This is a genomic window from Ruoffia tabacinasalis (assembly GCF_042652985.1).
Classification (GTDB): domain Bacteria; phylum Bacillota; class Bacilli; order Lactobacillales; family Aerococcaceae; genus Ruoffia; species Ruoffia tabacinasalis.
Map to the genome: position 1 here is coordinate 1 of NZ_JBHSHQ010000018.1, position 9,939 is coordinate 9,939.

General features: G+C 35.9%; 7 protein-coding genes and 1 pseudogene. 5 read left to right on the top strand and 3 right to left on the bottom strand.

The features are described from left to right. Window positions 1-291 (bottom strand): annotated as a pseudogene (locus ACFO5Y_RS03360) (IS30 family transposase); the annotation flags it as partial. A 316-nt stretch (window positions 292-607) separates the two neighbouring features. Between ACFO5Y_RS03360 and ACFO5Y_RS03365 the strand changes: the two are divergent. Further along, on the top strand, window positions 608-1,990 hold the full coding sequence (locus ACFO5Y_RS03365; RefSeq protein ID WP_197105208.1) for a L,D-transpeptidase family protein: 1,383 nt from the start codon (window positions 608-610) through the stop codon (window positions 1,988-1,990). Between the two features lie 253 nt (window positions 1,991-2,243). On the opposite strand, the gene uvrC is transcribed toward ACFO5Y_RS03365, so the two are convergent. Beyond that, window positions 2,244-4,103, bottom strand: coding sequence for an excinuclease ABC subunit UvrC (gene uvrC / locus ACFO5Y_RS03370; RefSeq protein ID WP_138404319.1), 1,860 nt, complete (start codon window positions 4,101-4,103; stop codon window positions 2,244-2,246). Between the two features lie 236 nt (window positions 4,104-4,339). On the opposite strand from uvrC, the gene ACFO5Y_RS03375 reads away from it, so the two are divergent. The 4 genes from ACFO5Y_RS03375 to ACFO5Y_RS03390 all read left to right on the top strand — a co-directional run bounded on the left by ACFO5Y_RS03375 (window position 4,340) and on the right by ACFO5Y_RS03390 (window position 9,532). Further along, window positions 4,340-6,040, top strand: a complete 1,701-nt coding sequence (locus tag ACFO5Y_RS03375) for a M3 family oligoendopeptidase (RefSeq protein WP_197105207.1) — start codon at window positions 4,340-4,342, stop codon at window positions 6,038-6,040. A 13-nt stretch (window positions 6,041-6,053) separates the two neighbouring features. Then, entirely contained in the window at window positions 6,054-7,085 is a 1,032-nt protein-coding gene (locus ACFO5Y_RS03380) for a Gfo/Idh/MocA family protein (protein ID WP_197105206.1), read from the top strand. 22 nt (window positions 7,086-7,107) lie between these two features. Continuing rightward, on the top strand, window positions 7,108-8,280 hold the full coding sequence (locus tag ACFO5Y_RS03385; protein ID WP_197105205.1) for a DEAD/DEAH box helicase: 1,173 nt from the start codon (window positions 7,108-7,110) through the stop codon (window positions 8,278-8,280). 106 nt (window positions 8,281-8,386) lie between these two features. After that, window positions 8,387-9,532, top strand: coding sequence for a glycosyltransferase family 4 protein (locus ACFO5Y_RS03390; protein ID WP_197105204.1), 1,146 nt, complete (start codon window positions 8,387-8,389; stop codon window positions 9,530-9,532). 165 nt (window positions 9,533-9,697) lie between these two features. Here the strand turns inward: ACFO5Y_RS03390 and ACFO5Y_RS03395 are convergent. Continuing rightward, window positions 9,698-9,939, bottom strand: a 242-nt coding sequence (locus tag ACFO5Y_RS03395; protein WP_380706347.1) for a transposase, incomplete at its 5' end; no start/stop codon positions are given.

Below are 9,939 nucleotides of genomic sequence, written 5' to 3' on the forward strand. Positions count from 1 at the left end.
TTTACGCCCGATAATGACATCGGGTGTCCAGCCCTGTGAGACTTTTTCTTTAATGTAGACTTGTTGGTCTACAGGAAGGACACACTTACGTCTACCACACCGTTGTTTGTTTTTCTTATATTGTTGGTAATACTCAATGGCGGTATGGCCCTCTTTTAAGAAGTTGATGACGTTATAAATGGGTGTTCTAGAACGTTTTAAACGACTGGCAATGGTCGAGACCGGAATATGTTGGTGGTAATATGATTCTATCATCACCAGTTCATCCGTGGTAAGATGGGTGTAGGTCATTTGTGGTCACTCCTTTGTATTCTTTGGTCGGAATTACAAGTTGAGTGTACCACAAATGTCTGTTTTAGTTGTCTAGCTTAATTTTACAATCGGCGTCATATAAATCAATGTGATTTTACAAGAAAATATTTTAGGAATAAACTTAATATTCGAGGGGAAAATCCCGAACGTTAACCTTTTTAACAATAAGAAAAGGTTAAGTTTTTATTAAGGACAAGTATTCAAATGATTTTTTGAATAATGTGTGAATTATCAACACAAATCATTTCAAATATGTTACTCTATAATTGCGAAACTTTAGAGAGGTAGGTAAGTAATGAAAAAGACATTATTAATTATCGTTTCAACTGTGCTTATTATGGGAGTTGTATATTTTGCAGGTGTTGGGTTTTACTCTGAGAAATTTTCAGCGAATTCCACTTTTGGAACAGTTGATGTGAGTAATTTAACATTAAGCGAAGCACAGGCGAAAGTTATTGAAGATTTGAATGACAAAGAATTTGTTCTTGAAGAAGATGGGCAAGAAGTTGCTCGTTTGAAACTAGGTGAACTAGAACCTGAATATAAAACTGAATCAGAATTAGAAGCGTCATACTTATCACAAGATCCAACGACTTGGGTCAATGGCTTCTTTGAAGACAAAGAGTACAATCAGGGTTTAGAAGAGCAAATTAACTTCAGTGAAGAAGAAATAATTAATAGCTTGTCAGCCCAAGGTCTTTCTAATGAAGAACGTGAAGCGGCGACAGATGCAGGTGTAGATTATGACGAAACTGAAGGTTATTATGTAGTTGAAGGGTCTGCTGGAAACCAAATCGATCCTAGTCGTCTTGAATCAGCAATTGTTGAAGGGATTCAAAACGAGAATTATACCATTGATTTGGAAGAAGCATATGCTCAACCAGAAGTAACTGAAGTAAGTGAAGAAATTACATCAGTGATGGATGAAATTGAATCCGTATCATCAGTGAATATCACTTATGAAATTGCTGGTGAAGAAGTAACAATTCCACAAGATGAAATTGAAAACTGGATTTATTTTGATTCTTCAAATGAATTAATTATCGATGCTGAATCTGTGAAAGCATATTTAAGTACTCTTAACGAGGAATATTCAACATTCTACAAAGACCGTACTTTCAATAGTACTTTACAAGGTGAAGTCACTGTGCCACCTGGAATCCTAGGTTGGTCAATTGACACTGATGCAGAAGCAGAAGCGTTAATTAGTGACATTCATGCAGGTAATGATGTTAGTCGTGAACCAATCTATTACAGTTCTGGTGGTATTGCTGGTGCTGCAAATGATATTGGATCAACTTACGTCGAAATCGATTTAAGTAATCAATATATGTTCTTATATGTTGATGGCGAACTTATTCTAGAAACGCCAATGGTTTCAGGTAAGATTGGTGCTGAGACCGTACCAGGAGCAAATGCTGTTAATGAGATGTTAACTGATACAAACTTAGTTGGTTACAACCCATTCTCAAAAGTAGAATATTCTACGCCAGTTAATTACTGGATTCGCTTTGACGATAAAGCTCAAGGAATTCATGATGCATCTTGGCAAGGATCATTTGGTGGAAATGTTTATCAATCAAGTGGTTCACTTGGCTGTATTAACACTCCTCTAGGCGCAGTTGAAGTAATTTACAACAACGTTGATTACGGTACACCAGTAATGGTTTTCTATTAAAATAAAAACAAAATCCTCACCGAGCAGAGTCATTTAAGACTTTGCCTGGTGAGGATTTTTTTAGTTTGTAATGAAAATATGTCCCTGAGAAAATTTCAGGGACATAATTTGTGATTTCGTGTCCTTGAGAAGATTTCAGGGACATAATTTGTGATTTCGTGTCCTTGAGAAAAACTCAGGGCCATATTTTGTGATTTCGTGTCCTTGAGAAAATTTCAGGGACACAACTAGACAAAATTAAACCGAAACTGAATTACTTACTCTGAAGCTTCTCTTCATCATTCAATGTTTCAATAATCCGTTCGGCAGTCGGTTGAGGAACACCGATATGACGGTACTCTTCAATGTCTGCTTCTTTCATTCTTTGTAAGTTTTTAAAGTGCTTTAATAATTTGGTGCGGGTCTTCGGTCCAACACCTTCAATACTATCTAAGATTGAACCAAACTGAGATTTCGAACGGACATTTCTATGATAGCTAATCGCATAGCGATGGACTTCATCTTGGACTCTTTGTAGGAAGTGGAAGACTTGGCTTGTTGGTTCTAAAGGAATTATTTCCTCACTATAACCGTCCATTAAGGCAGCAGTTTTATGTTTGTCATCTTTTACCATACCAGCAACCGGAATTGTGATGCCTAATTCATTCTCCAACACATCTCTAGCTGCTCTAATTTGAATTTTCCCACCATCCATTAGGATTAAGTCAGGTAATTGTTTCTCTTCGCGTAGCAGTCTTGTGTAACGTCTACGAATGACTTCTTGAGTTGATGCGAACTCATTGGCACCTTCGACAGTTTTAATTTTGAATTTACGGTAGTTCTTTTTCTCAGGCTTCCCGTCGCGGTAAACAACCATACCTGATACTGCGTTTGATCCTTGGATATTAGAATGGTCAAACGATTCGATATAGTTTGCTTGCGGAATATTTAAAGCATCTGATAATTCGTCAATGGCACCTAAAGTTTTTCTTTCGCTCATCTCTATTAATCTGAATTTTTCATCCAAAGCAATGCGACTATTTTTTTCGCAAAGTTCTAATAAGCTACGTTTTTTCCCACGAAGGGGTGTCGATACTGGAACTTCAAGATATTCATTTAATAAATGATTATCAACATCACTTGGAACGAGTACCGCTTTAGGCATAAGTTGTGATTCTTCTTTATAGAATCGCGCAATATAAGTCGTGACTTCTTCTTCTGGATTATTATAGCTAGGGAAGATGGCGGCTTTACGTTTCAGAATCGAACCTTGTCTTAACATAAAAGTTTGAATAGATAACCAACCACGATCAAGTGTGTAACCAAATACATCCATATTGTCATAGTCTTGACTCATAATAACTTGGCGTTCAATCGTTTTCTCGATATAACTAATCTGATCACGGTAATCCGCCGCTTGTTCAAAGTCTAATTTTTCTGCAGCAGTGTCCATTTTTGAACGTAAGTCATTTTTAATACTGTCGACGTTGCCTGCAAAGAATTTTTTGATATTCTCAATCTGAGCATCATATTCCGCTTGTTCTACTTTATGATCACAAGGTCCAATACATTGGCCAAGGTGATAGTAAAAGCAGGCACGCTTTTCGTTTTTAGCACATCTTCTTAAAGGATATGCTCGGTGCAATAATTGTTGGGTACTAGTTGCGGCATAAACATTTGGAAAGGGACCAAAGTAAGTTCCCCCATCTTTTTTCACTTCATTCGTAATAATTAATTGAGGATCTTCTTCTTTAGTAATTTTTAGATAAGGATACATTGTTGAGTCTTTGAGTCGAATGTTATAAATTGGCTTATATTCTTGAATAAGATTAATCTCAAGAATCAGCGCTTCTTTATCACTGTTAGTTATAATTGTTTCAAAATGATCGATTTCAGATACTAATTTTGTTGTCTTAGCATCATGAGCACCCCTAAAGTAAGAACGCACACGATTACGTAAATTCTTAGCTTTACCTACATATATAATGGTATCGTTCGCGTTTCGCATTAAATAACATCCTGGTAAATCAGGTAAGAGTTTTAGTTTTTGCTCAATGTTATATAAAACTTCACTGCGATTTTTAGTCGTCTTTTTTTCATTAGGGGTTCCTTCGTTAGTTGAATCTTGATGCATAAAGACACCTCCTATTAATTGGTTATATTTCTCTATTATTGTCAACATACTATTATACACGACAAAGTCAAGGTTTTGCTAATAAATTGACTATTAAAATGCAGTTAACTTTTTTATTTTGTGTTGTCTTTTTTAATCCCTTATAAAAAATAATTCACTAGAACTATCCCAAAATAACAAGCTTATAACTGAACCTGTGGTATAATAGCATTACAGTAAATGAAGGACGTGTGTGTATGAAATTTAACGAATTTAATTATAATCGACCAGACTTAGATATTTTCAAAAAAGACTACCAAGAAAATATTGACCAAATTAAAAATGCTAATTCTGTCAAGGAAGCCTTAGAAGGCATTCATGAGATACAAGCATTACAAAATGAAATAAATACGCAATCAGAGTTAGCAGAAATTCGTTTCTCTATTAATACAAAAGATGCTTTTTATAAAAAAGAAAGTGATTTTTGGAATGAACAGCTACCAATTATTTCAGAATGGGAAACTGATTATTATCGTGCAATTTTAAACTCACCTTTTCTATCTGAATTAAAACAAGAAATTGCAGCACCATTTTTTGATATTATTGAGAACTCTCTAAAAGTATTTGACCCAACTATTATACCTTTATTACAACAAGAGAATAAATTAGTCTCAGAATATGATTCACTCATCGCATCAGCGGAAATTGATTATAAGGGAGAAACTTATAACTTATCTGGTTTGACACCATTCATGCAGTCAACTGACCGTCAGGAACGAAAAGCGACTTCTGAATTATATGCAAACTTTTTCCAAGAGAACTTAGCTGATTTTGATCGCATTTACGATGAATTAGTCAAAGTCCGTCATGAGATGGCAACCAGTCTTGGCTTTAAAGATTTTGTGGAGATGGGCTATGCGAGAATGAACCGCCTAGACTATACACGTTCGGATGTTGAAGTATTCCGTCGTGAAGTCTTGGAACAAATTGTGCCACTATCAACATATATTTATGACCGCCAAGCGAAACGTTTAGAGTTAGATGAGTTAAAATATTACGATCTAAACTTAAGCTTTCCAACAGGAAATGCGAAACCCATTGGGACTGCGTATGAGTTGATTCAAAAAGCTGAAAAGATGTATTCAGATATGTCACCTGAAACTGCGGACTTTTTCAACTTTATGGTTAAACATGATTTAATGGACTTATTAACTAAGTCAGGTAAGCAAAGTGGAGGGTATTGTACTCATATCCCGAACTTCAATGCTCCCTTTATTTTTGCTAATTTTAATGGGACTTCAGGAGACGTGGATGTATTAACACACGAGGCTGGGCATGCTTTCCAACTCTATCGTTCACGTTGGATTAATGAACCTGAGTTAATTTGGCCAACGCATGAAAGTTGTGAAATCCATTCGATGAGTATGGAATTTATCGCATGGCCATATATGGATGAGTTTTTCGGTGACAAAGTAGAAAAATACAAATACGCTCATCTTTCAGAAGCCGTGACCTTCTTACCTTATGGTGTCTTAGTAGATCACTTCCAACATGAAGTGTATGAAAACCCAACAATGACACCAGAAGAACGTCGTTCAAAATGGCGTGAATTAGAGAAACAATACACTCCTTGGAAAGAATATGATGACAATGAGTTTTATGAGCAAGGTGGATTATGGTTTAGACAAGGCCATATCTTCAACTCACCATTCTACTATATTGATTACACATTAGCCCAAGTATGTGCCTTTCAGTTCTGGGAGCGAAGTCATGTGAAAGAAGACGATAGCTTCTGGTCTGATTACTTAAACATTTGTCGTGTAGGTGGAACGAAATCATTCCAAGAAATTGTGAAACTCGCTAACTTAAACTCACCTTTTGAAGAAAATAGTCTTTCAGAAGTTACTCAAGCCATTCAGACTTATTTAGAAGCCGTTGACGAAGAGCAGTTAATATAAGAGGAGGAGTTCAATGATAAACGTAGGAACCATTGGTACTTCATGGATAACAGAGCAATTTATTAAAGCCAGTCAACTGACCAATCTATATAAGATTAAAGGAATCTATTCACGAAGTGCTTACCGAGCAAAAGATATTGCGACGATTTACAAGACAGACTACTATACGGACCAATTAAATAATATTTTATTTGATCCAGAAATTGATTTGATTTATATCGCAAGTCCCAATAGCATGCATTTTGAACAAGCAATGCAAGCGATAAAAGCTGGAAAGCATGTCATCATTGAGAAGCCAATGTTTTCAAGTGTTGAAGAATGGCATCAAGCACATGAAGAAGCGAAACGCATGAATGTCTTCATTTTTGAAGGTGCTTTGCATATTCATACGCGTAATTATCGTCGAATGAAGCAGTTAGTTCAGAATAAGATAAAAGCTTCTAAGCAGCCGTTTTTAGGGGCTAACTTTAATTTTGGGCAATACTCATCCAAATATGTTCAATATCGTGAAACAATGGATAATCACCAGATTGCACCAAATGTCTTCAACCTTGAGTTTTCAGGTGGGGCATTAATGGATTTAGGTGTATACCCAGTTTATGTCGTCCTTGATTTATTTGGTTTACCTCAATCAGTGCGCTACAACGCTCAAAAAGGGGAAAATGGTGTCGATATTTTCGGTACAATTTTATTCATATATGATCAATTTCAAGTGTCGATATTTATCTCTAAAGCCGTTCATTCCAAACTGACAAGTGAAATTTATATTGATGATGAGACGATTATTGTTCATGACGTGAGTCGTATTAGTAAAGTTGAGTTAATTAATAAAGAAGGACAAAAAGCAGATGTCATAGATTATAAGCCAGAAAATTACATGTATGATGAGTTAATGAACTTTGCAGATGTAATCAACAATTCTGATAGCATTCACCAAAAAGTGCGCTTTGAAGATTTGAAGCAGCTTAGCTTACAAGTAGCCCAAACAATGGAATTATTGCGTAAATCTGCGAATATTTCTTTTGACACTGAAGAACAGAAATAGAAGATTAGAGAAGGAGCATATAATGCTTAATACATTTAGAACCGAACTCCAAGAATTTTGGAAAGAGAAAGAGTTACAAGAACCTACACCGGTTCAAGAGCAATTATTTAAAGAAGCATCACAAGGAAATGACGTCATTGCCGTATCCCCAACTGGTACAGGTAAGACATTAGCTTACTTACTACCTATATTGAATCAAATTGAGGCAAATAAAACTTTGCAGGCGATTATTCTAGCGCCATCACAAGAATTAGTGATGCAAATTGGGGAAGTGGCACGCGAATGGGGTAAAGTTGTAGGTATTAAAACTCAAACGCTCATCGGCGGTGCAAATATTAAACGCCAAATCGATAAGTTAAAAGATAAGCCAGAACTTATTATTGCAACACCTGGACGCTTTATCGAATTAACAAGTAAGACGAAAAAAATAAAAGTTCATCTAGTAAAAACCATTGTTTTTGATGAGGCAGATTATTTATTTAAAGATGAACACAAAAGAACGATCGAATCTATTCAACAAACACTGATGCGTGATGTTCAAAAAGTTTATGCAAGTGCAACAATGACAGAGGAATTTGTTAATAAAAAACAAGCGGAGAATAGTGACATTAAAGTCATCCGCATTGATTCACAAGAATCAGTCAGCCATATTCAACATTATTTCATTACGGTTAATAATCGCTATAAAGTAGACGAACTAAAACGCTTAGCTCAGATGGATAACATGCGAGCTATTGTATTCTTCGAACAGATTAATCAAATCGAAGAAGTAGCAGCGAAGTTAATCTATGAGAATGTATCTGTTGTTGTTTTACATAGTGATGCAAGTAAGCAAGAACGTGAATATGCGATTCGAACATTTAAAAATCATGATGTTACTTATCTACTAACAACTGATGTGGCTAGTAGAGGGATGGATATCTCAGAAGTTCCTTACGTCATTCATTATAACCGCGTCCAAGGCAGCAGAACGTATATTCATAGATCTGGACGTACGGGTCGAATGAACCGAGAAGGTATTGTTATCTCGTTATTAAACCAACAAGAAGCGATTGATTTAGCAGCTATCTTAAAAGAAGAGAATATTCCATTAACAGAGAAAGTATTAAAAAACAGAATATTAATTGAACCAACTCGAGCAAAAGGGACGAAAAACCAAGAGAAACAAGGTCAAAATAGAAGAAAACGCACTTAAATTAACAAATTTACATAAACTTTACATTCATTTAGCTCTAAATTTACAATCAAGAGGTATAATCAGGGTAGGATAAGATTAAGTGGCTTTGTAGTGGGAGGATAATATGCGTATAGCAATCGTAACAGAAACTTTTGTCCCAGCGACGGATGGTATTTGCACTCGCTTGGCAAACTTTGTTGTTCAATTAAAAGAAATTGGTCATGAAGTTATTGTTATTTCACCGGATCTTGGTATAAGCGACTATAAAGGAGTACCAGTTTACGGGCTTGAAACAGTGACATTTCCATTATATGGATCGCGTCCATGGGGTTTACCTTCTCGAAAGGTAAAGTCTATTTTCAAGAAATTTAAGCCAGATGTGGTACATGCTGTGAATCCAATCTCATTGGCTTCATCGGCTGTTCACTATGCAAATAAGTTAAATATCCCTTTAATAACGTCATACCATACTCATTTACCGAATTACTTAGACCATTATAATATGAGTTTATTTAAACCAGTTCTATGGGATTATATTCGTTTTTGGCATACAAAGTCTGACGTTAATATTACAGTCTCACAAAGCTTAATGGATGAACTGAATGATGAGATGATTCCCACTCATGGTGTCTTACCTCGAGGAATTGATATTGAAGGGCGTCATCCAGAATATTTTGATCAAGAATTATATAATGAATTAACGGACAATAATCCAAATAATAAATTATTAGTCTACGTTGGAAGATTGGCTCCAGAGAAGGATATCGATCATTTACGTGCAATCTTTGATGAGCGAGATGATTTATGTCTAGCCATTGTCGGAGATGGGCCAGACAGAGAACGCTTAGAAGAAGTCTTTGCTGGAACGAAGACGCACTTTTTAGGCTTTAAGCATGGTGAAGATTTGTCTAAAGCCTTTGCGACAGGAGATGCTTTTGTCTTCCCATCAACATCAGAGACCTTTGGTTTAGTAATCTCGGAAGCGATGGCGTCAGGCATACCTGTCATTGCCGCTGAAAGCGAACCAACCGTTGAACAAATTACGGATAAGGAGACAGGCTTAATCTATGAATCTGGTAATACTGAAAGTTTAATGAAGGCAATTAATAGTGTGGATAATCCATTATTAATGCAAAAACTTTCACTTAAAGGGCGTTCGGAAGCGCTAAAATATACTTGGGATAATGCGACGCTAGAGTTATTAGATTTTTATTCGCAAACGATCGAAGCGCATCAATACAAATACGACGGTATTCGTAAACAAGCTTAAGTCTGTTTAGAAAATGAATGTATTTTTTAGAATATTAACTGCCAATTAGCGGTTAATGGTTCTTTGTCAAATAGTGTTGGTGAATATTTAAGGCGATAGATTTAGTTCTATCGTCTTTTTTTTATGTAAGTATATTAGTCATCTGTTGGATTAGAGTATATTCGTCTATAGAGCCGCTTCGTCACAAAAATACAATGGGCGTACAGGTTCAGCATTAAGTTGTTGAAGCTGGGTTGAGATTAAAATACGACACCTTAAGTGACCGTAATTGCGATAACCATAGCCAGATCGTTTGATCATCTTGATTTTGTTTACGGTGCCTTCCACAACCCCATTCGAGAGTGTATAAGTTAAACTGTTTTCAATATCTAACGCGTAGGAAGTTAATGTTCGAAAAGCTGTTCTCA